Annotated in this window: 22 protein-coding genes; 2 read left to right on the top strand and 20 right to left on the bottom strand. The window is 71.1% G+C overall.

The annotated features are described in order from the left end of the window. Window position 1: 1 nt before the first annotated feature. The 19 genes from Q1K57_RS06720 to Q1K57_RS06630 form a co-directional block, all read right to left on the bottom strand. Window positions 2-1,078: a quinone-dependent dihydroorotate dehydrogenase gene (locus Q1K57_RS06720; RefSeq protein WP_300080212.1), complete on the bottom strand. Its 1,077-nt coding sequence runs from the start codon at window positions 1,076-1,078 to the stop codon at window positions 2-4. After that, window positions 1,075-4,407, bottom strand: coding sequence for a carbamoyl-phosphate synthase large subunit (carB, locus tag Q1K57_RS06715; RefSeq protein WP_300080210.1), 3,333 nt, complete (start codon window positions 4,405-4,407; stop codon window positions 1,075-1,077). Before carB ends, Q1K57_RS06720 begins: the two co-directional genes overlap by 4 nt. Then, the gene (carA, locus tag Q1K57_RS06710; RefSeq protein WP_300080208.1) at window positions 4,407-5,555 is read right to left on the bottom strand and encodes a glutamine-hydrolyzing carbamoyl-phosphate synthase small subunit; all 1,149 of its coding nucleotides are present in this window, start codon (window positions 5,553-5,555) and stop codon (window positions 4,407-4,409) included. The genes carB and carA overlap by 1 nt, the downstream gene beginning before the upstream one ends. A gap of 23 nt (window positions 5,556-5,578) precedes the next feature. Continuing rightward, entirely contained in the window at window positions 5,579-6,043 is a 465-nt protein-coding gene (nusB, locus tag Q1K57_RS06705; RefSeq protein WP_300080206.1) for a transcription antitermination factor NusB, read from the bottom strand. Continuing rightward, the gene (efp, locus tag Q1K57_RS06700; RefSeq protein WP_300080204.1) at window positions 6,040-6,609 is read right to left on the bottom strand and encodes an elongation factor P; all 570 of its coding nucleotides are present in this window, start codon (window positions 6,607-6,609) and stop codon (window positions 6,040-6,042) included. Before efp ends, nusB begins: the two co-directional genes overlap by 4 nt. A 99-nt stretch (window positions 6,610-6,708) precedes the next feature. Further along, window positions 6,709-7,218, bottom strand: coding sequence for a phosphoribosyltransferase (locus tag Q1K57_RS06695; RefSeq protein WP_300080202.1), 510 nt, complete (start codon window positions 7,216-7,218; stop codon window positions 6,709-6,711). 17 nt (window positions 7,219-7,235) lie between these two features. Continuing rightward, window positions 7,236-7,922, bottom strand: coding sequence for an FMN-binding negative transcriptional regulator (locus Q1K57_RS06690; protein WP_300080200.1), 687 nt, complete (start codon window positions 7,920-7,922; stop codon window positions 7,236-7,238). Then, window positions 7,922-8,998 (bottom strand): 3-dehydroquinate synthase, encoded by a 1,077-nt coding sequence (gene aroB, locus Q1K57_RS06685; RefSeq protein WP_300080198.1) that lies wholly within the window; start codon window positions 8,996-8,998, stop codon window positions 7,922-7,924. The genes Q1K57_RS06690 and aroB overlap by 1 nt, the downstream gene beginning before the upstream one ends. Further along, window positions 8,995-9,513, bottom strand: coding sequence for a shikimate kinase (locus Q1K57_RS06680; RefSeq protein WP_300080196.1), 519 nt, complete (start codon window positions 9,511-9,513; stop codon window positions 8,995-8,997). The genes aroB and Q1K57_RS06680 overlap by 4 nt, the downstream gene beginning before the upstream one ends. Continuing rightward, window positions 9,510-10,697 (bottom strand): chorismate synthase, encoded by a 1,188-nt coding sequence (gene aroC, locus Q1K57_RS06675; protein ID WP_300080194.1) that lies wholly within the window; start codon window positions 10,695-10,697, stop codon window positions 9,510-9,512. The genes Q1K57_RS06680 and aroC overlap by 4 nt, the downstream gene beginning before the upstream one ends. A 62-nt stretch (window positions 10,698-10,759) precedes the next feature. Next, window positions 10,760-11,935 carry an endolytic transglycosylase MltG gene (gene mltG, locus Q1K57_RS06670; RefSeq protein WP_300080192.1) on the bottom strand — a complete coding sequence of 392 codons (1,176 nt, stop codon included), beginning with the start codon at window positions 11,933-11,935 and terminating at the stop codon, window positions 10,760-10,762. Continuing rightward, window positions 11,932-12,408 (bottom strand): Holliday junction resolvase RuvX, encoded by a 477-nt coding sequence (gene ruvX / locus Q1K57_RS06665; RefSeq protein ID WP_300080190.1) that lies wholly within the window; start codon window positions 12,406-12,408, stop codon window positions 11,932-11,934. Before ruvX ends, mltG begins: the two co-directional genes overlap by 4 nt. Further along, window positions 12,405-15,083, bottom strand: coding sequence for an alanine--tRNA ligase (gene alaS / locus Q1K57_RS06660; protein ID WP_300080188.1), 2,679 nt, complete (start codon window positions 15,081-15,083; stop codon window positions 12,405-12,407). The genes ruvX and alaS overlap by 4 nt, the downstream gene beginning before the upstream one ends. Beyond that, complete coding sequence (locus tag Q1K57_RS06655; protein WP_300080186.1) at window positions 15,080-15,334, bottom strand: DUF6167 family protein; 255 nt, start codon at window positions 15,332-15,334, stop codon at window positions 15,080-15,082. The genes alaS and Q1K57_RS06655 overlap by 4 nt, the downstream gene beginning before the upstream one ends. 2 nt (window positions 15,335-15,336) lie before the next feature. After that, window positions 15,337-15,738 carry a DUF948 domain-containing protein gene (locus Q1K57_RS06650; protein WP_300080184.1) on the bottom strand — a complete coding sequence of 134 codons (402 nt, stop codon included), beginning with the start codon at window positions 15,736-15,738 and terminating at the stop codon, window positions 15,337-15,339. A 24-nt stretch (window positions 15,739-15,762) separates the two neighbouring features. Next, on the bottom strand, window positions 15,763-17,073 hold the full coding sequence (locus Q1K57_RS06645; protein ID WP_300080255.1) for a replication-associated recombination protein A: 1,311 nt from the start codon (window positions 17,071-17,073) through the stop codon (window positions 15,763-15,765). A 93-nt stretch (window positions 17,074-17,166) separates the two neighbouring features. Continuing rightward, window positions 17,167-17,331: a hypothetical protein gene (locus Q1K57_RS06640; RefSeq protein WP_300080182.1), complete on the bottom strand. Its 165-nt coding sequence runs from the start codon at window positions 17,329-17,331 to the stop codon at window positions 17,167-17,169. Between the two features lie 17 nt (window positions 17,332-17,348). After that, window positions 17,349-18,383 carry an alcohol dehydrogenase catalytic domain-containing protein gene (locus Q1K57_RS06635; protein ID WP_300080180.1) on the bottom strand — a complete coding sequence of 345 codons (1,035 nt, stop codon included), beginning with the start codon at window positions 18,381-18,383 and terminating at the stop codon, window positions 17,349-17,351. Between the two features lie 114 nt (window positions 18,384-18,497). Beyond that, window positions 18,498-18,983 carry a hypothetical protein gene (locus Q1K57_RS06630; RefSeq protein ID WP_300080178.1) on the bottom strand — a complete coding sequence of 162 codons (486 nt, stop codon included), beginning with the start codon at window positions 18,981-18,983 and terminating at the stop codon, window positions 18,498-18,500. A gap of 247 nt (window positions 18,984-19,230) precedes the next feature. Between Q1K57_RS06630 and Q1K57_RS06625 the strand changes: the two genes are divergently transcribed. Further along, window positions 19,231-19,950 carry a PadR family transcriptional regulator gene (locus Q1K57_RS06625; protein WP_300080176.1) on the top strand — a complete coding sequence of 240 codons (720 nt, stop codon included), beginning with the start codon at window positions 19,231-19,233 and terminating at the stop codon, window positions 19,948-19,950. Window positions 19,951-19,963: 13 nt separating this feature from the next. On the opposite strand, the gene aspS is transcribed toward Q1K57_RS06625, so the two are convergent. Next, window positions 19,964-21,772 carry an aspartate--tRNA ligase gene (aspS, locus tag Q1K57_RS06620; RefSeq protein WP_300080174.1) on the bottom strand — a complete coding sequence of 603 codons (1,809 nt, stop codon included), beginning with the start codon at window positions 21,770-21,772 and terminating at the stop codon, window positions 19,964-19,966. Between the two features lie 174 nt (window positions 21,773-21,946). On the opposite strand from aspS, the gene Q1K57_RS06615 reads away from it, so the two are divergent. Then, window positions 21,947-23,266 carry an Nramp family divalent metal transporter gene (locus Q1K57_RS06615; protein WP_300080172.1) on the top strand — a complete coding sequence of 440 codons (1,320 nt, stop codon included), beginning with the start codon at window positions 21,947-21,949 and terminating at the stop codon, window positions 23,264-23,266. Window positions 23,267-23,274 lie beyond the last annotated feature (8 nt).

Raw genomic sequence — 23,274 nt, 5'->3', positions numbered from 1 at the left:
GCTACCTCCTGGCGTTGATCGCGCCGATCAGCGCGGGTCCGGCGTAGATGAAGCCAGTGTAGAGCTGCACCAACGACGCCCCGGCGTCGAGGAGAGCCCAGGCGTCCTCGGCGGTCATGACACCGCCGGAACCGATGACGGGCAGGCCGGTGTGCGCGGCCACGTAGGCCACCACCTCCCGAGCCCGGGCGGTGAGGGGCCGGCCGGACAGTCCGCCGGCCTCGGCGGCGAGATGGGCGTCGGCGGGCGCGAGGCCGGCCCGACCCAGCGTCGTGTTGGTCGCGATCAGGCCGGCGGCGCCGGCGTCCGTCGCCGTCGCGAGCACCTCGTCGATCTGCGGCCAGGTGAGGTCGGGGGCGATCTTGACGAAGACGGGTGTGGGCGCGACGCCGTGCGCCAGCGCGCGGGTTTCGGCGACGAGGGCGCCGAGCAGGTCGGCGAGGGCGCCGGCGTCCTGCAGCGACCGCAGGCCGGGCGTGTTGGGGCTGGACACGTTGACGGCCACGTAGTCGGCGTGCGGCGTCACCGTGCGCAGCGACAGCAGGTAGTCGGCGACGGCGGCGTCCAGCGCGGCGGCCTTCGACTTGCCGATGGAGATGCCGAGCGGGATACCCGCCCGGCCGTTGCCGCGGAAGATTCCGCCCACGGCGAGCCGGTTGGCCAGGGCGAGCGCCCCGTCGTTGTTGAACCCCATCCGGTTGACGAGCCCTCCGGATGCCGCCGCCCGGAACACGCGCGGCCTCGGGTTGCCCGGCTGGGGCAGCGCCGTCACCGTGCCCAGCTCCGCGAAGGCGAAGCCGAGGTGCTGCCACGCGCGGGCGGCGCGGCCCTCCTTGTCCATGCCTGCGGCTAGGCCGACGCGGCCGGGGAACCGGATGCCCGCTACCTCGACCGGGGTCGCGTCGGTTCGGGTGAGCGCACCGACGGCGTCGCGGAGGCCAGGCAGACCGCCGAGTGCAGCGAGCGCGGCGATCATGTCCTCGTGGATCTTCTCCGGATCGCCGCCGTGGGACGAGAAGAGGAGCGGCCGCAGCGCACGGTCGTAGCCGGCCGCCACGATGCGCTCGCGCAGGCTCACCCGCGCTCCCCCGCTACCTCGGCCGTGATGTCGGCGTTCCAGGCCTGGAGCGACCGGACGCCGATCTCGCCCGCCTGCGCCGCCTCGATGCCCTGCACGGTGGCCGCGAGCCCCTGGACGGTCGTGATGCACGGGATGTCCCGCAGGATGGCCGCCGAGCGGATCGCCCAGCCGTCGCGGCGCGGCTCGCCGCCGGCGCCTGCGCCCTGCGGCGTGTTGAAGATCAAGTCGATCTCGCCGCCCAGGATGGCGTCCAGGACGCTGCGCCGGCCGTCGTCGGGCTCGCCCGCGTTCGCCTTGCGCAACTCGGTGACCGCGATGCCGTTGCGGCGCAGCACCTGCGCCGTGCCCGCGGTCGCGACGATCGTGAACCCGAGGTCCGAGAGGCGCTTGACGGGGAAGATCGCGTGCCGCTTGTCGCGGTTGGCCACCGAGATGAACGCGGTGCCGCCCTTGGGCAGGCCGCCGTACGAGCCGGTCTGGCTCTTGGCGAAGGCGACACCGAAGTCGCCGTCGAGGCCCATGACCTCGCCGGTCGACTTCATCTCCGGGCCGAGCAACGACTCCACCGACGCCCCGTCGGCCGTGCGGAACCGGTTGAACGGCATCACGGCTTCCTTGACCGCGATGGGTGCGCCGGCCAGGTCGGTCGCACCGTCGCCGCTGGGGCGCAGGACGCCGACGGCGCGCAGGTCGGCGATCGACTCGCCCAGCATGACCCGTGCGCACGCCTTGGCGAGCTGCGTCGCCGTGGCCTTCGACACGAACGGCACGGTGCGGGACGCCCGCGGGTTCGCCTCGAGCACGTACAGCACGTCGGACTGCAGCGCGTACTGGATGTTGATGAGTCCGCGGACGCCGACGCCGCGGGCGATCGCTTCGGTCGAGACCCGGATGCGCTCGATGACGTCGGCACCGAGGGTGATCGGCGGCAGCGAGCACGCCGAGTCGCCGGAATGGATGCCGGCCTCCTCGATGTGCTCCATGACACCGCCCACGTAGAGTTCGTCGCCGTCGAAGAGGGCGTCCACGTCGATCTCGATCGCGTCGTCGAGGAACCGGTCGACGAGGACCGGCGCCTGCGGCGTGATGAACGTGGCCCGCTCGATGTACTCGGTCAGGCTGTGGTCGTCGTAGACGATCTCCATGCCTCGGCCGCCGAGCACGTAGCTCGGCCGCACGAGGACGGGGTAGCCGATGCGGTTCGCGATCTCGATGGCCTCGGTCGCCGACTGGGCCATGCCGTACTTCGGCGCGGGTAGCCCGGCACTGGTGAGGACGTCACCGAACGCGCCGCGCTCCTCGGCGAGGTTGATGGCCTCGGGGGGCGTCCCCACGATGGTCACGCCGTTGTCCTTGAGCGCTTGGGCCAGCTTGAGAGGCGTCTGCCCACCCAGCTGCACGATCACGCCCGCGACGGGCCCGGCGGCCTGTTCGGCGTGGTAGATCTCGAGGACGTCCTCGAGGGTGAGCGGTTCGAAGTAGAGCCGGTCCGAGGTGTCGTAGTCGGTCGACACGGTTTCGGGGTTGCAGTTGACCATGATCGCCTCGTACCCCGCCTCGCGCAGGGCCATCGCGGCGTGAACGCAGGAGTAGTCGAACTCGATGCCCTGCCCGATGCGGTTCGGGCCGGAGCCGAGGATGAGGACGGCCTCCTTGGTGCGCGGGGCCACCTCGGTCTCGGCGTCGTAGGAGCTGTAGTGGTAGGGCGTCCGGGCGGCGAACTCGGCAGCGCACGTGTCGACGGTCTTGAAGACGGGCCGGATGCCGAGCGCCCACCGGACGCCCCGCACCACGTCGTCCGTCGTGTGGCGCAGGGACGCGATCTGGGCGTCCGAGAGTCCGGTCCGCTTGGCGCGGCGCAGCAGGTCGGGGGTGAGGGCGTCGGCGTCCCGCACCGCGGCAGCGACCTCCGCGATGAGCAGCAGCTGGTCGCAGAACCACGGGTCGATGCCGGTGGCCTCGTGCAGCTGTTCCACGCTGGCGCCCGCCCGGATCGCCTTCATCAGGGCGGCGAGCCGGCCGTCGTGGGGGCGGGCGGCGGCCTCCAGCAACGCGTTCAGCGGCTCGGCGACGGGGGTCGCGAAGTCGAACGGCGCTCGCGGGTCCTCCAGCGAGCGGAGCGCCTTGTTGAGCGCCTCGGTGAAGTTGCGGCCGATGGCCATCGCCTCGCCGACCGACTTCATGTGGGTGGTCAGCGTGTCCTCGGCGCCGGGGAACTTCTCGAACGCGAACCGCGGCACCTTGACGACGACGTAGTCGAGCGCCGGTTCGAAGGACGCCGGCGTCTCGGCCGTGATGTCGTTCGGGATCTCGTCGAGGGTGTAGCCGACCGCCACCTTCGCGGCGATCTTCGCGATGGGGAAGCCCGTCGCCTTGGACGCCAGCGCCGAACTCCGGCTGACCCGCGGGTTCATCTCGATGACGACCATGCGGCCGTCGTCGGGGTTGATCGCGAACTGGATGTTGCAGCCGCCCGTGTCGACGCCGACGGCGCGGATGACGGCGATGGCCACGTCGCGCATCGCCTGGTACTCGCGGTCGGTGAGGGTCATCGCCGGGGCGACGGTGATGGAGTCCCCCGTGTGGACGCCCATCGGGTCGAAGTTCTCGATGGAGCAGATGATGACGACGTTGTCGGCCTTGTCGCGCATCACCTCCAGCTCGTACTCCTTCCAGCCGAGGATCGACTCCTCGGCCAGCACCTCGGTCACCGGGGAGGCCGCCAGCCCGATGGCCGCCATCTCGCGGAGTTCGGCCTCGTCGTGGGCGAACCCGGAGCCGACGCCGCCCATGGTGAAACTCGGCCGCAGGACGAGCGGGTAGCCCAGCTCGGCCGCTGCCCCCAGCACGTCGTCGAGTGTGTGGCAGATGACCGACCGGGCCGACTCGGGCTTCGCTCCGGGGATGTCGAGGCCGTTGACGATCTCCTTGAACTTCTCCCGGTCCTCGCCGGACTGGATCGCCTCGAAGCTCGCCCCGATCATCTCGACGCCGTACTTCGCCAGCACGCCCGATTCGTGCAGCGCGACGGCCATGTTGAGGGCGGTCTGGCCGCCGAGGGTGGCGAGGATGGCGTCCGGCCGCTCGATCTCGATGACCTTGGTGACCATCTCCGGGGTGATCGGCTCGATGTAGGTGGCGTCGGCGAACTCCGGGTCGGTCATGATCGTCGCCGGGTTGGAGTTCACGAGGACGACCCGGAACCCCTCCTCGCGCAGCACCCGGCACGCCTGAGTGCCCGAGTAGTCGAACTCGCACGCCTGCCCGATGACGATGGGGCCGGAACCGATGACGAGGATCGAGTGGATGTCGGTCCGAGCGGGCATCAGGCGTTCTCCTCGGTGCGGTGCGCTTCCATCACGTCCACGAAGCGATCGAACAGGTAGTTGGCATCGTGCGGCCCGGCGGCTGCCTCCGGGTGGTACTGGACGCTGAAGCCGAGGACACGACCGTCGGCGTCGGTGAGCTCCAGGCCCTCCACCACGTTGTCGTTGAGGCACACGTGGCTCACCCGGGCCTCGCCCCACCGGGTCGGCGTGGGCCGGTGGAGGGGGGCGTCCACCGCGAACCCGTGGTTCTGGGCGGTGATCTCGACCTTGCGGGTGCGCAGGTCCATGACGGGCTGGTTGATGCCGCGGTGCCCGTACTTGAGCTTGTAGGTTCCGAAACCCAGCGCGCGCCCGAACAGCTGGTTGCCGAAGCAGATGCCGAAGAACGGCAGGCCGGCGTCCAGCACGTCGGTGAGGAGGGCCACGGCGGCGTGCGCGGCGGCGGGATCGCCCGGGCCGTTGGAGAAGAACACCCCGTCGGCCCCGAGCGCGGCGATGTCGGCCAGGGTCGTGTCGGCGGGCAGCACGTGCACCTCGATGCCCCGGCGGCTCATCTGTTCGGGCGTCATCCCCTTGATGCCGAGGTCCAGGGCCGCCACGGTGAACCTCTTGGTGCCCTGCGCGGGCACGACCACGGGTTCCGCGGTGGTCACGTCGGCCACGAGGTTGGCGCCCGCCATGGGCGGCTGTTCGAGGACGCGCGCGAGCAGGCGGTTGGCGTCCAGCTCGGTCGTGGAGATGCCGACGCGCATCGCCCCGCGCTCGCGCAGATGCCGCGTGAGGGCGCGGGTGTCCAGTTCGGCGATGCCGACGACACCCTGCTCGGCGAGGACTTCGTCGAGGCTGCGGTTGCTGCGCCAGTTCGACCGGACGCGCGACACGTCGCGCACCACGTACCCCGCCACCCACACCTGGCGCGACTCGTCGTCCTCGTCGTTCCAGCCGGTGTTGCCGATGTGGGGCGCGGTGGCCACGACGACCTGGCGGCGGTAGCTCGGGTCCGTGAGGGTCTCCTGGTAGCCGGACATGCCGGTCGAGAACACGGCCTCGCCGAACGTCTCGCCGGTCGCGCCGAAGGAAACCCCCCGGAACGCCCTGCCGTCCTCAAGCACGAGGAGGGCCGGGATGTCGGTGCGCGTCGCCATGGGGCTGATCCTTCCGTATGCGGTCAGTCGGGGACGGACTCTTCCGCGGGCTGGTCGCCCGCTTGGGTCCGGACGCCGCCGGCGTGGGCCGCCCGGTCGAGCAGTGCGTTGAGGAAGCCGGGCGACTTCTCGGTGGAGAGTTCGCCGGCAAGATCGACGGCCACACTCACGGTCACCGGCACGGGCACGTCGCCGGCGCGCAGTTCATGGATCGCCAGCCGGGCGATGGCCCGGTCCACGGCCGGCATGCGCTCGAGCGACCACCGCTCGCCGAGGGCGTCCCGGAGGGCGGCGTCCACGGCATCGATGTCTTCGGCGACCGCAGTGACGAGCGCGATCGTGAAGGGCCGCACGGGCGGTTCGCCGAGCGCGATGCGGTCGGCGAGGATGTCACGCGGATCGACGCCGCGCGCCTCGGCCTCGTAGAGGATGTCGATCGCGCGGCGCCGGGCTTTCGTGCGGGTGGAGTTGGCGCGCGAGTCGGTCACCCGTTGACCCGGCCGAGGTAGCTGCCGTCGCGGGTGTCGACCTTCACGCGGGTCCCCTGCTCGATGAACAGCGGCACCTGGATCTGCTTGCCGGTCTCGAGGGTCGCCGGCTTGGTGCCCGCCGAGCTGCGGTCGCCCTGGAGCCCCGGTTCGGTGTAGGTGATCTCGAGTTCGACGGACGCCGGCAGGTCGATGTAGAGCGGGTTGCCCTCGTGGAGCGCGACCGTCGCCATCTGGTTCTCGAGCATGTAGTCCTTGGCGTCGCCGACGGTCTCGTCCGAGATCTGGACCTGGTCGTACGTGTCGGTGTCCATGAACACGAACGCGTGGCCATCGTGGTACAGGTACTGCATCTCGCGACGGTCGACGCTGGCGCTCTCGACCTTCGTGTCGGAGTTGAACGTGCGGTCGACGACCTTGCCGGACAGCACGTGCTTCAGCTTGCTCCGCACCACCGTGTTCCCCTTTCCGGGCTTGTGGTGCTGGAACCAGATGACCTGCCACAGTTGCCCGTCCAGGTCGAGGACGGTGCCGTTCTTCAGGTCGTTGGTGGAGATCGTGGCCATGCGGCGTCCCTTTCGCATTTCTCGCCGGTTTCGACCGACCATGCTACCGGCGCCCTCACCGGTCGCACGAATCGCCCGGTTCGCCCGCCGGGAGACCCCCTACACCGACGCGGTGACCGGGGGTTCCGCGCTCCAGGGGAAGGCGATCCACAGATCGGTGCTCTTCCACACGTAGTCCGGCTCCATGATCGTCGTCGGCTTGGCGTAGAGCACCGCGCTGCGCGCCTCCGCGCCCACCTCGCGCAGCAGGTCGAGCACCAGTTCGAGCGTACGCCCCGAATCGACCACGTCGTCCACGACGAGCAGGCGGCGGCCCCGGATGTTCTCGGTGTCGAGCATCGGCGCCAGCAGGACCGGATCCGGCAGGGTCTCGTGCACGTCGGTGTAGAACTCGACGTTGATCGCGTCGGACAACTTGACGCCCAGGGCGTACGAGAGCGCCCCGCCGGGCAGCAGCCCGCCGCGCGCGACGGCGATGATGACCTCGGGGCAGAAGCCCGAATCGGCGACCTGCTGCGCGAGCTCACGGCAGGCGCTGCCGAACCGCTCCCATGTCAGCACCTCCTTCTCGGGCAGGTCCGTGGAATCCGCGTGGTAGGCCGTCGTCATGGCCGAAGGGTAGCCGACTACTCCAGCACGGTTCGGGGCGGAACCTCACCCAGATGGCGGCCACGGACGTCGGCGATCAGCGCCGCCCGCGCCGCCGCGTGCGGCACGCTGATCGCGTCCATCGCGTCCGCGAGGTCGTCCTGGCCGACCGACCGCAGGCCGCGGATGGCGCCCGCGATGTCGGCCGGCGTCCGGTTCTGGTTGAGCTTCGCCTTCGCCTCGAGCCGGGTGATCGGCAACTCGAGCCCGACGATGGCCCGCAGCATCCGCTCGGTCGTCACCTCGTCGACCTGCCGGGAGTCGTAGCCGAAGCGGTCCGACATCTCCCAGACCGCCTCGCGCAGCCACCCGGGGTCCTCGTGGACCACCAGGCGGCCGTAGGCGTGCACGGTGACGTAGTTCCACGTGGGGACGCCGGGGGACTCCGCGTTCGAGGCGTACCAGTCGGCGTGGATGTAGCCGTCCGGGCCGGACAGGATGGCCAGCGCCTCGCCCAGGCCCACGTCGCGCCAGACGGGGTTCACGCGGGTCACGTGAAAGATGAGCGACCCATGCTCCCCGCCGGCGTCGGGGCGGTAGGTCAGAGGCAGCAGGGTCGCGACCGGTCCGGCGGCGTGAGCGGTGACGAGTTGCGCGGTCTCCGCGGTTGCCAGCAGCGCGCGCACGTGCGCGTCGTCCAGCTCGAAATGCTTCGGGGTGTACATCAGCCCGCCAACTCCGCATAGGTCGCCTCGAGGACGCCCTCGTCGGGCCCGACCTCGACGAAGGGCGCAGCGACGGCGTCCAGCAGGACGAAGCGGAGCGCGGAGCCGCGCGTCTTCTTGTCCAGGTTCATGGACGCCCGCAGCTCGCCGAACGCGCCCGGCTCGTAGGTGAGCGGCAGGCCGACCGAGCCGAGGATCGCCGTGTGCCGCTCGACGAACGCGGCGTCGGCGTGCCCCAGATTGCGGCTGAGCAGCGCCGCGTACCGGACGCCGACGCTCACGGCATAGCCGTGGCGCCACGTGTACTTCTCGCGGCGTTCGATGGCGTGGGCGAGGGTGTGGCCGTAGTTGAGCAGTTCGCGGCCGACGCGGCTGCCGACGCTCGTCGCCTCGCGCAGGTCTCCGCTGACGACCCCGGCCTTCACGACGATGGATCGTTCGACGGCCTCGGCGAGGGCGTCGCTCGCCGGGTCGAGCAGGGCGGCGGGGTCCGCCTCGAACAGCTCGAGAGTGCGTTCGTCGGCGATGAAACCGTGCTTGATCATCTCGGCGAGACCGCCGCGCAGGTCGTCGAGAGGCAGCGTGGTCAGGAAGTCGAGGTCGCAGTAGACGGCAGCGGGCTCCCAGAAGGCGCCCACGAGGTTCTTGCCCTGGGGCAGGTTGATGCCGGTCTTGCCGCCGACGGCGGCGTCGACCATGGCCAGCAGGGTCGTCGGCACCGACACGTAGGTGACGCCGCGCAGCCACGTGCCCGCCACGAAGCCGGCGAGGTCCGTCGTGGCACCGCCACCGAGGCCGACCACCGCGTCGCTCCGCGTGAAGCCCTCCTCAGCGAGCGTGCGCCAGGCAGCGTCCAGCACCTTGGTGCGCTTGGCCTTCTCGCCGCCCGGCACCTCCAGGAGGGTGACGTCGGCGTCCAGGCTGGCGCCCAGCGCCGCGGCCTGCTTGCGCAACACGCGCGGGTGCACGATCGCGACCCGCGCGCAACCGTCGACCGCACTGGCCAGGCCGAACGCGACACCGCGCCCGATGGTGACCTCGTAGGGACGCTCGGCGGTCACTCCGACGACGCTCATGCGGCCACCTCCAGCGCGGCGACGATGGCGTCCACGATCGCATCCGGTTCGCGCCCCGAGGTGTCCACCACGTGCGTGGCGAGGCGACGGTAGACCGGGGTGCGCTCGTTCAGGAGCTTGATCAGCCGGCCACGGAAACCGGTGCCGGCGAGCAGCGGCCGCGCCTCGTCGACACCGATGCGCTGCAGCGCATGGCGGGCGTCCACCTGGAGCCAGACGACCGTCACCGGCTCGAGCGCCGCCGCGATCTCCGGGGTGAGGGGGGCTCCCCCACCCAGGCTGACCACGCCCGGGACGGCGAGCGCCTCGAGCGTCACCTCCTTCTCGATGGCCCGGAAGGCGGGCTCGCCGTCGGTCGCGAAGATCTCGCGGATGAGCCGCCGCTCGCGTGCCTCGATGGCCGCATCCACATCGACCAGATCGAGTCCGAGTCGCAGGGCCAACAGGGCCCCGACCGTGCTCTTGCCCGACCCCGGCGCCCCGATCACCGCGATCGTTGCGGGCAGCGACGTCACGCGAGACCCCGCTCGGCCAGGCGGTCGAGATAGGCCGCATGGTTGCGCTTGGTCTCGGCCAGCGAGTCGCCACCGAACTTCTCCAGGCACAGCTCGGCCAGCACGAGCGCCACCATCGCCTCGGCGACCACCCCAGCCGCCGGCACCGCGCACACGTCGGAGCGCTGGTGGTGCGCCTGCGCGGCTGCACCGGTCGCCACGTCGACGGTGCGCAGGGCACGCGGCACCGTCGCGATGGGCTTCATCGCCGCCCGGACGCGCAGCACCTCGCCCGTGCTCATGCCGCCCTCGGTGCCGCCGGAGCGATGCGAGAGCCGGCGGATGTGGCCGTCGGTGGCGGCCATCTCGTCGTGGGCCGAGCTGCCCCGCGTGCGCGCCAGCGCGAAGCCGTCGCCCACCTCGACACCCTTGATGGCCTGGATGCCCATGAGCGCGCCGGCGAGGCGGGCGTCCAGACGCCGGTCGCCCTGCGCATGCGATCCGATCCCTGCAGGGACGCCGTGAGCGACCACCTCCACGACGCCGCCGATGGTGTCGCCCTCGGCTTTGGCGGCCTCGATCTCGGCCAGCATGCGGGCCGAACTGGCGGCGTCGAAGCAGCGCACGGGATCGGCGTCGATGACGTCGCGGTCGGCGAACGTGGGCAGGTGCTCCCCCGTCGAGGCGACCGGCCCGATCTCCACCACGTGGCTCACGATCGTGATGCCATAGGCCTGCTCCAGGAACTCCGACGCCACCCGGCCCAGCGCCACGCGGGCGGCGGTTTCGCGGGCCGACGCCCGCTCGAGGATCGGCCGCGCCTCGTCCCAGTCGTACTTCTGCATGCCTGCCAGATCGGCGTGGCCCGGCCGCGGCCGGGTGAGGGCGGCGTTGCGCGCCTGTGCGGCCAACAGGTCGGCGTCCACCGGATCGGACGCCATGACCGTCTCCCACTTGGGCCACTCGGTGTTGCCGATCATGATCGCGACCGGCGACCCGAGCGTCTCCCCGTGCCGGACGCCGGCCAGCAGCGTCACCTCATCCGCCTCGAACTTCATGCGCGCGCCACGGCCGACGCCCAGCCGGCGACGCGCGAGCGCCCCGGCTATGTCGTCGGTGGTCACGCGAACGTGGGCCGGGATGCCCTCGATGGTCGCGACGAGCGCGCGGCCGTGGGACTCGCCGGCAGTGAGGTAACGCAGCATGTGGCCCAGTTTCGCACTGATTCAGGAACAGCCAGGACGCCGCCGGTGCCGGCGGACGCCCCTCAGCACTTGTTCTCGGTGTCCTGGGAGGAGTCGGCGCACCAGGCGAGCAACTTGTTCAGCGAGGCCTGGTGCTCCTCGTAGGTCACGTTGAACTCGGTCTCGCCCGTGTTGAGGTTGACGGGCACGAAGTACATCCACGGCCCCTCGGCCGGGTTCAGGGCGGCCTCCATCGCCGCCCTCGAGGGCGACGTGATCGGCCCGGGCGGGAGGCCCTCGTGCTTGTAGGTGTTGTACGGGTTGTCGATCTCCCGCTCCTGGTCGTTCGTCCACACCCGGCCGGTGATGCCGTTGGCGTAGGCGACCGTGGCGTCCGACTGCAGTTTGCGCATCGTCGGATCGGTCGAGGCGAGGCGGTTGTAGAACACCCGGGCCACCTTGTAACGGTCGTCCTGGATGCTCGACTCGCGTTCGACGATGCTCGCCATGATGAGCGCGGCGTAGGCGTCGCCCGCCGGGGACGCCTCCGCCTTCGTCACGAAATCGAGGTCGGTCGCGACGGTCGAGAAGTGCGTCGTCGCGAGACGAATGACGGCCAGGGCGTCCGGCTCGTCGGGCAGCTCATAGGTGTCGGGGAATAGGAAGCCCTCGGGCCGGCCCTGCGCCCAGTCGGGCAGGCCCAGTTCGCCGGCGCGGTTGGTGAGCACGTCGTTGAACTGGTCGGCCGGGATGCCGGTGATCTCGCTCATGAGGGCCACCTGCTCGCTGAGGCGCTGCCCCTCCCGGAACTGGATCATGTTGCGCACCAGGTAGCTCGCGTCGATCAGGCGGGCGAACGCATCCTGCGCCGAGATCTGGGTGCGCATCTTGTACGTGCCGGCCTGGACCTGCGCGGCGTCGTCCGGGCGGGCCTGTGCCACGCCGACGAACGTGTCGGTGCTCTTGATCACGTCCGCCTGCACGAGGAGGTCGCCGATCCCGCGCATGGTGGAACCGCGCGGGATCTTGACCTCGACGTCCTCCAGTCCGGGACCCACGTAGTCGTCCTGGGTGCGGAAGGCCTGCCAGGCATCCCACGCCTTGCTGCCGCCGTACCACACGCCTCCGAAGATGACGGCGAGCGCCACGGCGACCGCCGCCCAGCCGCGGGCGTAGTGGAGGACCTCCTTGCGGTTCCACTCCCCGGTCTCGGGGTCGCGCAGCTTCCCCGGCTCGGTGTAGCGGCGTCCCTGCGTCATGCGTCGGTCCTTCCGTCGATCGACTCGCCAGCCCGTCGTCCCGACGCCCGTTCGGCGTCCAGGGCTGTGTTCAAGATTGCCACGGCGGCCGCTTGATCGATGACAGCGCGCTGCTGGCGCGCCGTCCGGCCCGCGGCCCGCAGGTCCCGGGCCGCCGACACGGTGCTGAGCCGCTCGTCGATCAGGCGCACGTCGAGCTCTGGGAACTGCTCGGCCAGCCAGCGTGCCCGGTCACGGGCGAGCGCGGCGTTCTGACCCTCCGTACCCTTCAGGTGCCGTGGCAGCCCGAGGACGAACCCGGTCGGCTGGTACTCGGCCACCAGCGCACGCAGCCGGGCCAGCACGGCGGGCTCGTCGCGCGCGTTCAACGTCTCGACCGGGTAGGCCAGCGTGCCGCCGGCGTCGCACGCGGCGACCCCGATGCGCGCGGCGCCCCAGTCGAGGGCCAACCGGACGCCGAAGGCGTCCGTCATGTGCCCGCCAGGGTGGCGCGCACGGCCGCCAGCGCACGGGCCGCACCGGCGGCGTCCGTGCCACCGCCGGAGGCGATGTCGTCCTTGCCGCCGCCACGACCGCCGAGCTCAGCCGCCGCGACCCCCACGAGGGCTCCCGCCTTCGCGCCGAGGGCGCGCGCGGCCGGCGTCGTGACGACCGTGACGACCGGCTTGGCGTCGCCGCCGACGAGGGCGATGACGGCCGGCTGGGCCCCCAGCCGGTCGCGCAGTTCCAGCCCGAGCGTGCGCAGGTCGCCGCCCGCCACGCCGCGCAGCTCCTCGGCGACCAGCTTGTACGGCCCGGCGTCCGAGGCGGACGCCGCCAGCTCGGCGACACCGGACAGCAGTTCCTTGGCGCGCAGGTCGGCGATCGTCTTCTCCGCCGCCTTGAGCTGCGCCAGCAGCTTGTCCACGCGTTCGGCCAGCTGATCGGGCTGGGTCTTCAGCGTGTCGGACAGGGTGGCGACCAGAGCGCGTTCGGCCGCGAAGGCCGCGAAGGCGTCCTCGCTGACCAGGGCCTCGACGCGCCGGATGCCCGAACCCACCGAACCCTCGCCGACGAGGTTGACGAGACCGATCTGGGCCGTGCGCCCCACGTGGGTGCCGCCGCACAGTTCGCGCGACCACGCACCCGCCAGCTCGACCATGCGGACGACCTCGCCATACTTCTCGCCGAACATCGCCTGCGCGCCGAGCGCCTTGGCCTCCGCCAGCGGCAACTCACGGTCGGTCACCTCGAAGTCGTCCCTGATCGCCGTGTTGACGATGCCCTCCAGCTCGCTGCGCGCACCGGCAGACAACCCCTTGGCCGCGTTGAAGTCGAAGCGCAGGTAGCCGGGCTTGTTGTACGAGCCTGCCTGGTGCGTGCCCTGGCCGAGCAGCTGCCGGAGGGCGGCGTTGACGATGTGCGTCGCCGTGTGCGCCTGACAGGCCGCGAAGCGGGCCGCCCCGTCCACCGCGGCGAACACCTCGTGACCGGCCGCCAACTCGCCCTCGGTGACCAGCGCCGTGTGCACGACGAGCCCGGGCACCGGGCGTTGCACGTCCACCACATCGAGCGCGACCCCGGGCGCCGTCAGGGTGCCCGTGTCCGCGTCCTGGCCGCCCGCCTCCGCGTAGAACGGTGTCTCGGCGAGGACGACCTCGACCGTGTCGCCGGGGCGGGCCACCTGGACGAGCGCGCCGTCCTTCACCAAGCCGCGCACCACCGAAGACACGCTCAGCTCGGTGTAGCCGAGGAACGGGGTCTCCCCCGCCGCCCGCAGTGCGCGGTAGGCCTCGGTGTTCGCCGCGCCACCCTTCTTGGCCCGCGCGTCGGCCTTGGCCCGAGCCTTCTGCTCGCCCATGAGGCGGCGGAACTCGTCCGCGTCCACCGCGAGCCCGGCCTCGGCCGCCATCTCCAGGGTGAGGTCGATCGGGAAGCCGTACGTGTCGTGGAGCTGGAAGGCCTTCTCGCCGGCCAAGGTCGTGCGGCTCGCCGCCTTCGCGTCCGCGACGGCAGCGTCGAAGATCTGCGTGCCCGCGGCCAGCGTGCGCCGGAAGGTGTCCTCCTCCGCGTAGGCCGACGCCGAGGTGCGCTCCCACTGCGTGGTGACCTCGGGGTAGCTCTCCGCCATGAGCTCCTTGCTCACCGGCAGCAGGGCCGGCAGGACGCGGTCGTGCACCCCCAGGAGCCGCATGGCCCGGATGCTGCGGCGCAGCAGGCGCCGCAGCACGTAGCCGCGCGCCTCGTTGCCGGGCGTCACACCGTCGGTCATGAGCATCAGCGCGCTGCGCACGTGATCCCCGACGACGCGGAGGCGCACGTCGGCGTCCGGATCGTCGCCGTAACGCAGGCCGGCCAGCTCGGCAGCTTTCTCGATGACCGGGTAGATCTCGTCGATCTCGTACATGTTCGCCTTGCCCTGCAGCAGGTAGGCGATGCGCTCCAGGCCGGCACCGGTGTCGATGTTCTGGCTGGGCAGCGGGTTGGCGATGTCGAAGTCGTCTTTGGCGCGCACGGCCGAGAGATCCTCGGTCTGGAACACGAGGTTCCAGATCTCGAGGAAGCGGTCCTCGTCGGCCACCGGACCGCCGTCCACGCCGAACTCGGGGCCCCGGTCGATGTAGATCTCCGAGCAGGGGCCGCCCGGGCCGGGGACGCCCATGTTCCAGTAGTTGTCCTTCAGGCTGCGGCCCTGGATCCGTTCGTCAGGGATGCCGACGGCCCGCCACAGGCGGCGCGCCTCGACGTCTCCTTCGGGGTAGTCAGGATGGAAACCGGGGCCGAGCACGGTGACCCAGACCTTGTCGGGGTCGAAGCCGAAGCACCCCTCGTCCTGCGAACCCGTCACCAGTTCCCAGGCGAACCGGATCGCGCCCTCCTTGAAATAGTCGCCGAAGGAGAAGTTGCCGAGCATCTGGAAGAAGGTGCCGTGACGCGTGGTCTTGCCGACGTCCTCGATGTCGAGGGTTCGGACGCACTTCTGGCAGGACACCGCACGCGGCGCCGGGGCCGGCTCGTCGCCCACGAAGTAGGGCTTGAACGGCACCATGCCGGCGTTCACGAACAGCAGCGTCGGGTCGTGGTGCACGAGCGATGCCGACGGGATGAGCAGGTGCTCCTGGCGGACGAAGTAGTCCAGGAAGCGGCGCCGGATCTCCGCGGTCTTCATTCGAGCTGTCCTCTTTCGGTGTTGGTCAACAGACCCATCAGTTCGCTGTGTTTGGCTGCCCGGGCACGGGAGTAGGTGTCGGCGAAGTCGGCGATCCAGACCTTGGTCCTGGTGGTCGTCTCGTCGACGCGGCGTTCGATCTGCTCGGCCATGCCCTCGGGAGTCAACCGGCGATAATACTCGCGGCCCTTGACCATGACGAACGTGGACGCCGCCGCCCCGGCCAGGAACCAGAACCCGCGGCCGATCATCCTCACTTGTCGCGCTCCCTCTTCGCGGAGATCGCCGTGCGCAGCGCATGGGCCGACGAGGCGACGCCGACGAGGGGGCGTCCGACCGCGGCAGTGACGACCTTGCTGAGCGTCGCGGTGTTCTCGACGACCGTCGAGGCGTGCGCGCTCACCTTGGCCACGTCGGCGGTGACCTTCTCGACCTCGGCCGTCACGTCGCCGATCTTCGCGATCTCGGCGTTGGTGACGCTCACCGTGTCCTTGAGTTCGGTCAGGATCGGGGTCGTGTTCGCCCCCACGTCACGGACGGCCGTCGACAGCTCGTCGAGCACCTTGCCGAGCTTGAACAGCGGGATCGCGCACATGCCCACGAGGAACACGAACGCGATCGCGGCGATCAGGCCCGCGATCTCTCCGACAGTCATGCCCGGCAGCCTAGTCCACCTGACTCAGGAGTCGTCGCGGCCGAGCAACCCGCGGATCGTGGCCAGCCGATCGGCGATGAGCGCCTCGTTGCCGTGGTCGGTGGGCTCGTAGTAGCGGGCGTCGGCCAGATCGTCGGGCAGGTAGGCCTGCTCGGCGACCCCGTGCGGGTAGGAGTGCGCATAACGGTAGCCCTCACCGTGGCCGTGCTGGGTGGCCCCTGAGTAGTGGGCGTCGCGCAGGTGGAGCGGCACCGGCCCGCCCTTGCCGGACACCACGTCGGCCTGCGCGGCGTCGATGGCCCTGATCACCGCGTTCGACTTCGGCGCCGTCGCGCAGGCGATGACCGCTTGGGCGAGGTTGAGCCGCCCCTCCGGCATGCCGATGAGCTGCACGGCCTGCGCGGCCGCCACGCACGTCTGCAGTACCGACGGCGCTGCCATGCCGATGTCCTCGCTGGCCAAGATGATGAGCCGGCGCGCGATGAACCGCGGGTCCTCGCCGCCGGCGAGCATCCGGGCGAGGTAGTGCAGGCCGGCGTCCACATCGGAGCCCCGGATCGACTTGATGAACGCGCTGATCACGTCGTAGTGCTGGTCTCCGTCGCGGTCGTAGCGCAGCGCGGCCCTGTCGACGGCCGACTCCACCGCCGCGGCGTCGACGGTGTCCTTTCCCAGGGCGGACGCCGCCGCTGCGGCCTCCTCGAGGTAGGTCAGGCTGCGGCGCGCGTCCCCTCCGGCCAGCCGGACGAGCGTGGTGCGCGCGTCGGGGTCCAGCGTGTAGGGCCGCCCGTCCGGGGTGCGGAGGCCGCGCTCGTCGGTGAGCGCCCGGTCGAGCAGACCGGAGATGTCGGCGTCCGTCAGGGGCTGCAACGTGAGGAGGAGCGAGCGGCTGAGCAGCGGGCTGATGACGGAGAACGACGGGTTCTCGGTGGTGGCGGCGATGAGGGTGACGAGGCGGTTCTCGACGGCCGGCAGCCGGACGTCCTGCTGGGCCTTGTTGAAGCGGTGCACCTCGTCGACGAACAGCACGGTGCCGCGGCCGCGCGCGAGCTCGCGGCGTGCGACCTCGAGTTCGGCGCGCACCTCCTTGACGCCCGCGGTGACGCCGGACAGTTCGACGAAGCGCCGGTTGGTGGCGCGCGAGACGACCGACGCGATGGTCGTCTTGCCGACGCCCGGCGGACCCCACAGGAAGACGCTCATGGGCTGGCCGTCGGCGAGCCGCCGCAGCGGCGACCCCGGCGCGAGGAGATGCTGCTGCCCCACGATCTCGTCGAGGGTGCGCGGGCGCAACCGGACCGCGAGCGGCAGGTGGTCGTGCGCGGCGCCGGACAAGGACCCGCCGGTCCGGTGGGGCGCCTCGGGCGCCACCGGATCGGGGTTGCCGAACAGATCCGTCACCCGCACGACGCTACACCGGACCCCCGGTCAGACCTCGGTGAGCAGCTGAGGGGTGTCGAACGTGAACTGGACGACGCGGACCGCGTCGTTGGAAACGAGCACCCGGGAGGTGGTGGATTGCGTCACGACCGGCAGCGCCTGGGCCAGGCCGCGGTGGGCGAACGACTCGGTGACAGCACTGAGCTGGACCATGCGGCAGCGCCAGGCGGTCAGTTCCGGGGGTCGATGACGAGCACCCCGTCGGACGCCGCCTCCCCCATACCCGCCAAGGCTGCGCCCGCCTCGTCCAGCGACAGGGACGCGCGCGGCGCCAGCAGGGCGCCGAGGTCGAGCCGGCCGTGCCCCACCCAGCCGAGCAGTTCGGCGTAGTCGGACGCCGCCATGCCGTGGCTGCCGAGCACATCGAGCTCGTGGCTGATGACGACCCCCAGGGGGACGGGCGGGGCGGGGTCGGCCAGGAGACCGATCTGGACGTGCCGGCCGCGGGGCCGCAGGGAGGCCAGGGCCGCGGCGACGGCGTCCGGAGTGCCGACCGCGTCGACGCTGACGTGGACACCGCCGTCGGTGAGGGCCTGGATCCGGCCGGCGTCCTCGAGCAGGCGGACCTGCTCGGCGCCCAACGCCCGCGCGCGGGACAGAGAGGCTCGAGAGACGTCCACGGCGATGACGCGGGCACCGGCGGCGACCCCGATCATGACGGCGGCCAACCCGACGCCGCCGCAGCCGAACACCGCCAGCCACTCGTCCTTGCGGATCCGGCCGCGGTGGACGACCCCGCGGAACGCGGTCGCGACGCGGCACCCCAGCGCGGCCGCCTCGCGCATGCCCACGGCGTCCGGCAGGCGCACCAGGTTGGTGGCAGCGGCGCGCACGACGACCTTCTCGGCGAACGAACCGCGATCGGTGAAGCCCGGCTGGCGCTGGTGCGGACAGACCTGGCCGTTACCCTCCGCACACGTCGGACACGCCCCGCAGGCCTGCACGAACGGGGCCGTCACCCGGTCGCCGACCGCGAAGCCGGTCACCCCGTCGCCCAGTTCGGCGATCCGCCCCGCGAACTCGTGCCCGGGGACGTGCGGGAAGCCGACGATGTCGGCGTCGTGGCCCATCCAACCGTGCCAGTCGCTCCGGCACAGCCCCGTCGCCTCGACGGCCACCACGACCCCACCCGGCGGCGCGCTCGGCTCGGGCACCTGGGAGACCACCATCGGCCCACGGAAGGAGTCGTACGTCAGCGCGCGCATACCTCCATTCTCCCCCGCCAGCCCGCCCCCGTGTTGCGGTCGGGGCTCACGAAGAGGGCGCTGGAGCGCTCCATCCGTGAGCCCCAACCGCAACACGGGGCGTCCGGGGTGGGGTCAGTCGCCTCGTGCCGCGAGCACGACGGTGTCGGAGCCCTCCACGAGGTAGGCGTCCACCCACCAGGTGTCGGTCGAGAACCGGGCGTCGATCTGCTCGGAGGTGCGCAGCGTCCCCGGCGGCACGAGCTCCGCCACGCCCGCGACGAGGTCGGGCGTGCCGGTCTCGGACGCCAGCGGCGCGAGTTCGGCGGCAACCTCCGGGGTCACGACGACGATCGCGTCGATCCAGTACGTGCTCGGCCCCGGGAGTCGGCTGTCGCCGAGCGTCCCCGACATCCACTGGGCCGACACCGGCTGCCCCAGCACGGGGAACCGCGAGGTCAGCGGCTCGAGGTCGGTGCGTAGGGCGCCGTCGCCCTGCTTCTGTGCGTTGCTGCTCGCGGTGCTCGTGGGGTCGACGGCCAACGGTCCGAGGCAGGCGCTCAGGCTGGTGAGCGCCGCGGCGGCGGTCAAGGCCGCAAGGACGCGGCGGGTGCGGTTCATGGGGGCTGCTCCACGGTCTCGGTGACGACCTGGCCGCGCAGCGGCTGCCCGACAGGCCAGGTGATGGTCCTGGTCATCGTTTCATGGCGCCCCAGGGAGGCCCCTCCCCTTGTTGCGGTTGGGGCTCACGAAAAGGGCGCTGGAGCGCTCCATCCGTGAGCCCCAACCGGAACACGGGCGGATCGGACTTGCTTACCGACTATCTTCGATATATCGTTATCGCAACTCCTACAGAAAGGACTTCCCCATGGAGTACGCAATGAACCGGCCCTGGTGGGTCGCTATGAACGAAGAGTCGGGCCGCGACGAGGCCCGCGACAACCGCCGCGGCGAGCGGCGAGGCCGGGGCGAGCGCCCCCGGCGCATGGGCCCCGGCCCCGAGGCCCCCTTCCCCGGTTTCGGACCCGGCCCGATCGGTCCCGGTGGCCCGTTGGGTCCTGAGGGACCGCACGGCTTCGGGCACCACGGTCCCGGACCGCACGGTCCCGGTGGACGCCGCGGGCGCGGCCGGGGCGGGCGTGCCCGCCGCGGCGACGTGCGCCAGGCGATCCTGGCACTGCTCGCCGAGGAGCCGATGAACGGCTACCAGATCATCACGACCCTCGCCGACCGGACCCAGGGCCTGTGGAAGCCGAGCCCGGGCGCGGTGTATCCCGCACTCGCCCAACTCGTCGACGAGGGCCTCATCTCCGAGACACAACTCGACGGACAGCGCGCCTTCCACTTGACCGAGGCCGGGCGCGAACCCGCCGCCCGCGCCGAGAAGCCGTGGGAGGCGGTCAACGCCGAGGCGGAGGCCGCCAACGAAGGCATCGACGAGCGTGCCTGGCAGGCCTACCGCGGACTCGCCACGGCCGTCCAGGCCGTCACCCAATCCGGTACCCCCGACCAGGTCGCCGCTGCGGCGTCCGCCCTCGCCGAGACGGAGAAGGCCATCTACCGCCTGCTGGCCGGCCCGGCCGCCTGACCCCCCGACCGATTCAGGACGCCGTCTGCGCCACAGGCGCGGCGGCGTCCTTCTTCTTCTCGGCCGGCTTGGCGTCGACGCCCGCCTCGCGGCGCTGGGCGGGCGAGATCGGCGCAGGCGCCTGGGTGAGCGGGTCGAAGCCGCCGCCGGTCTTCGGGAAGGCGATGACGTCCCGGATCGACTCGGTGCCCGCGAGGAGGGCGACGATGCGGTCCCAGCCAAAGGCGATGCCGCCGTGCGGCGGGGCGCCGAACTTGAACGCGTCGAGCAGGAAGCCGAACTTCTCCTGCGCCTCCTCGGCGCCGAGACCCATCACCTTGAACACGCGCTCCTGGACGTCGCGACGATGGATACGTATGGAGCCGCCGCCGATCTCGTTGCCGTTGCAGACCATGTCGTAGGCCCACGCGAGCGCGTTGCCGGGGTCGGCGTCGAAGCCGTCGACGTCCTGCGGCGCCGTGAAGGCGTGGTGAACGGCCGTCCAGGCGCCCTCACCCACCGCCACGTCGCCCTCGGCGGTGGCCTCGTTGGTGGGTTTGAACAGGGGCGCATCGACGACCCACAGGAAGCTCCAGCTGCCCGGCTCGATGAGGCCGCACCGCTCGGCGATCTCGTTGCGTGCCGCGCCCAGCAGGTTCTGGGACGCCGTACGGCCCCCCGCCGCGAAGAAGATGCAGTCGCCAGGACGGGCGCCGGTGGCGGCGGCGAGACCGTCGCGTTCGGCGTCCGTTATGTTCTTCGCCACCGGCCCGCCGAGGGTGCCGTCCTCCCCGACCGTCACGTAGGCGAGGCCGCGGGCGCCCCGCTGCTTGGCCCACTCCTGCCACGCGTCGAACGTGCGCCGCGGCTGCGAGCCGCCACCCGGCATGACCACCGCACCCACGTAGGGCGCCTGGAAGACGCGGAACGGAGTGTCGGCGAAGTAGTCGGTCAGTTCGGTGAGTTCGAGGTCGAACCGCAGATCGGGCTTGTCGGAGCCGTAGCGGTTCATCGCGTCGCCGAACGTCAGCCGGTCGAACGGCGTGTCGAGGTCGACGCCGATCAGCGACCAGATCTCCTTGACGATGGCCTCCCCGAGCTCGATGACGTCTTCCTGCTCGACGAAGCTCATCTCGATGTCGAGCTGGGTGAACTCGGGCTGCCGGTCGGCGCGGAAGTCCTCGTCGCGGTAGCAGCGGGCGATCTGGTAGTAGCGCTCCATGCCGGCCACCATGAGCAGCTGCTTGAACAGCTGAGGGCTCTGCGGCAGCGCGTACCAACTGCCGGGGGCGAGGCGCGCGGGCACGATGAAGTCGCGGGCGCCTTCGGGCGTGGAGCGGGTCATCGTGGGCGTCTCGATCTCGACGAAGTCGCGCTCCCCGAGCACTTTGCGGGCCGCAGCGTTGACCTTGCTGCGCAACCGCAGGGCCGCGCCGGGGGCCGGACGCCGCAGGTCCAGGTAGCGGTACTTCAGCCGGGCCTCCTCGCCGACCGTGACGCGCTCGTCGATCTGGAACGGCAGCGCGGCGGACGGGTTGAGCACCTCAAGGTCGGTGATGGCCACCTCGATCTCGCCGGTGGGGAGGTCGGGGTTCGCGTTGCCCTCCGGCCGCTCCTCGACGACGCCGGTGACCCGGATGCAGAACTCGTTGCGCAGATCGTGCGCGCCCGAGGCGTCGAGGATCTCGTCGCGGACGACGACCTGGGCGATCCCCGAAGCGTCCCGCAGATCGATGAAGGCGACCCCGCCGTGATCGCGGCGCCGGCCCACCCAGCCGGCGAGGGTGACGGTGGTTCCGACGTGTCCGGCGCGCAGGGTGCCCGCCTCATGGGTCCGCAACATGACGTGATCTTCCTTTCTCAGCCCCGCATAGACGGTGCGGGCGCAACGGCGAGCAGTCTAGCGGGCGCCGAGGCAACGATCCTGTTTCGAGCGCCCACCGGCCGCTGACAAGGTCTCGGCCGGCCCGCTACGTTGCCGGCAGGAGAACGCCCCCGAGACACAGCGAGGTGCCCCATGGCAGGACGCATTCCCGAGCAGTACGACGAGGACGCCCGGAAGGCCGGCCACGTCGATCGCGTGGACGACGACGGCGGGCGCGACGCCCGCTGGAAGCTCATCGGGCCGGGTCTCGTCGTGGCCGCCACCGGTGTGGGAGCCCCCGACATGGTGGCGACCCTCGCCGCCGGCTCCCGCTACGGGTACCTGCTGTTCTGGGCGGTGATCGTGGGCGTCATCATGAAGATCGTGCTCGTCGAAGGCGCAGGCCGGTACACGCTCGCCACCGGCTACACGATCTTCGAGGGCTGGCGCCGGCTGGGCATCTGGACGACGATCTACTTCGCCCCCTACATCGTGATCTGGGGTTTCGTGTACGGTGCAGCCGCGATGTCGTCATCGGCGCTGCCGCTGGCTGCCCTCTTCCCGCAGCTGCCGCTCATCGCGTGGGCCGTCGTCATGGGTCTGCTCGGCTTCGTCCTGGTGTGGTTCAACAAGTACGCCATCTTCGAGAAGATCACAGCCGGGCTCGTCGGCATCATGTTCTTCACCGTGGTCGTCCTGGCCGCCATCGCCCTGCCGAACGTCCCCGCCCTGCTGGCCGGGTTGCTGCCCGTCATCCCCGAGGGCGGCATGTTCTATACCCTCGCCCTGGCCGGCGGTGTCGGCGGCACCATCACCCTGGCCGCCTACGGCTACTGGCTGCGCGAGAAGGGCTGGTACACGCCGAAGTGGATGCGGGTGATGCGCATCGACAACACGATGGCCTATGTCATGACGGGCATCTTCGTGATCTCGATGCTCATCGTCGGCGCCGAGGTCGTGGCGGCGGCCGGCGTGACGCTCAGTTCGGGCGACCGTGGGCTGCTCGACCTCGACACCGTCCTGCAGGACCGCTACGGCCCGTTCGTCGGCAAGGCGTTCCTCGTCGGCTTCTGGGCGGCGGCGTTCAGTTCGCTCATCGGGGTCTGGAACGGCGTCTCGCTGATGTTCGCCGACTTCGTGGGCAAGATGCGCGGCCTCGACAGCGACCACCCGGACACCCGCGTCGGCGGCAAGTACTTCAAGTGGTACGTCCTCTGGCTCACGTTCCCGCCGATGGTGCTCCTCTTCCTCGACCAGCCCATCTTCCTGATCCTGCTGTACGGCGTCCTCGGCGCCCTGTTCATGCCCTTCATGGCGCTGGCCAACCTGGGCCTGTTGAACGGCCGCAACATCCCGGCCGAGTGGCGCAACAACGTCGTTCAGAACATCCTGCTCGGCGTCACGACGCTGCTGTTCGTGATCCTCGGCGGCTACCAGGTGTGGCAGGCCGTCGCCAAGGTCCTCGGGGGCTGAACGCAACG

This window comes from Propioniciclava sp., from assembly GCF_029977985.1.
Classification (GTDB): domain Bacteria; phylum Actinomycetota; class Actinomycetes; order Propionibacteriales; family Propionibacteriaceae; genus Propioniciclava.
The sequence above is the reverse complement of the archived record's forward strand: the minus strand, read 5'-3'. Positions and strand labels throughout refer to the sequence as shown.

What these genes read in the sequence shown, in the direction of transcription:
- Q1K57_RS06630 (WP_300080178.1), bottom strand. Translation starts at nt 18,983, where the DNA reads ATGAACCGCACCCGCCGCGTCCTTGCGGCCTTGACCGCCGCCGCGGCG.
- Q1K57_RS06650 (WP_300080184.1), bottom strand. Translation starts at nt 15,738, where the DNA reads ATGACTGTCGGAGAGATCGCGGGCCTGATCGCCGCGATCGCGTTCGTG.
- Q1K57_RS06695 (WP_300080202.1), bottom strand. Translation starts at nt 7,218, where the DNA reads ATGACGACGGCCTACCACGCGGATTCCACGGACCTGCCCGAGAAGGAG.
- alaS (WP_300080188.1), bottom strand. Translation starts at nt 15,083, where the DNA reads ATGAAGACCGCGGAGATCCGGCGCCGCTTCCTGGACTACTTCGTCCGC.
- Q1K57_RS06655 (WP_300080186.1), bottom strand. Translation starts at nt 15,334, where the DNA reads ATGATCGGCCGCGGGTTCTGGTTCCTGGCCGGGGCGGCGGCGTCCACG.
- Q1K57_RS06615 (WP_300080172.1), top strand. Translation starts at nt 21,947, where the DNA reads ATGGCAGGACGCATTCCCGAGCAGTACGACGAGGACGCCCGGAAGGCC.
- Q1K57_RS06640 (WP_300080182.1), bottom strand. Translation starts at nt 17,331, where the DNA reads ATGGTCCAGCTCAGTGCTGTCACCGAGTCGTTCGCCCACCGCGGCCTG.
- Q1K57_RS06690 (WP_300080200.1), bottom strand. Translation starts at nt 7,922, where the DNA reads ATGTACACCCCGAAGCATTTCGAGCTGGACGACGCGCACGTGCGCGCG.
- Q1K57_RS06625 (WP_300080176.1), top strand. Translation starts at nt 19,231, where the DNA reads ATGGAGTACGCAATGAACCGGCCCTGGTGGGTCGCTATGAACGAAGAG.
- carA (WP_300080208.1), bottom strand. Translation starts at nt 5,555, where the DNA reads ATGGCGACGCGCACCGACATCCCGGCCCTCCTCGTGCTTGAGGACGGC.
- aspS (WP_300080174.1), bottom strand. Translation starts at nt 21,772, where the DNA reads ATGTTGCGGACCCATGAGGCGGGCACCCTGCGCGCCGGACACGTCGGA.
- efp (WP_300080204.1), bottom strand. Translation starts at nt 6,609, where the DNA reads ATGGCCACGATCTCCACCAACGACCTGAAGAACGGCACCGTCCTCGAC.
- aroB (WP_300080198.1), bottom strand. Translation starts at nt 8,998, where the DNA reads ATGAGCGTCGTCGGAGTGACCGCCGAGCGTCCCTACGAGGTCACCATC.
- mltG (WP_300080192.1), bottom strand. Translation starts at nt 11,935, where the DNA reads ATGACGCAGGGACGCCGCTACACCGAGCCGGGGAAGCTGCGCGACCCC.
- aroC (WP_300080194.1), bottom strand. Translation starts at nt 10,697, where the DNA reads ATGCTGCGTTACCTCACTGCCGGCGAGTCCCACGGCCGCGCGCTCGTC.
- ruvX (WP_300080190.1), bottom strand. Translation starts at nt 12,408, where the DNA reads ATGACGGACGCCTTCGGCGTCCGGTTGGCCCTCGACTGGGGCGCCGCG.
- Q1K57_RS06635 (WP_300080180.1), bottom strand. Translation starts at nt 18,383, where the DNA reads ATGCGCGCGCTGACGTACGACTCCTTCCGTGGGCCGATGGTGGTCTCC.
- carB (WP_300080210.1), bottom strand. Translation starts at nt 4,407, where the DNA reads ATGCCCGCTCGGACCGACATCCACTCGATCCTCGTCATCGGTTCCGGC.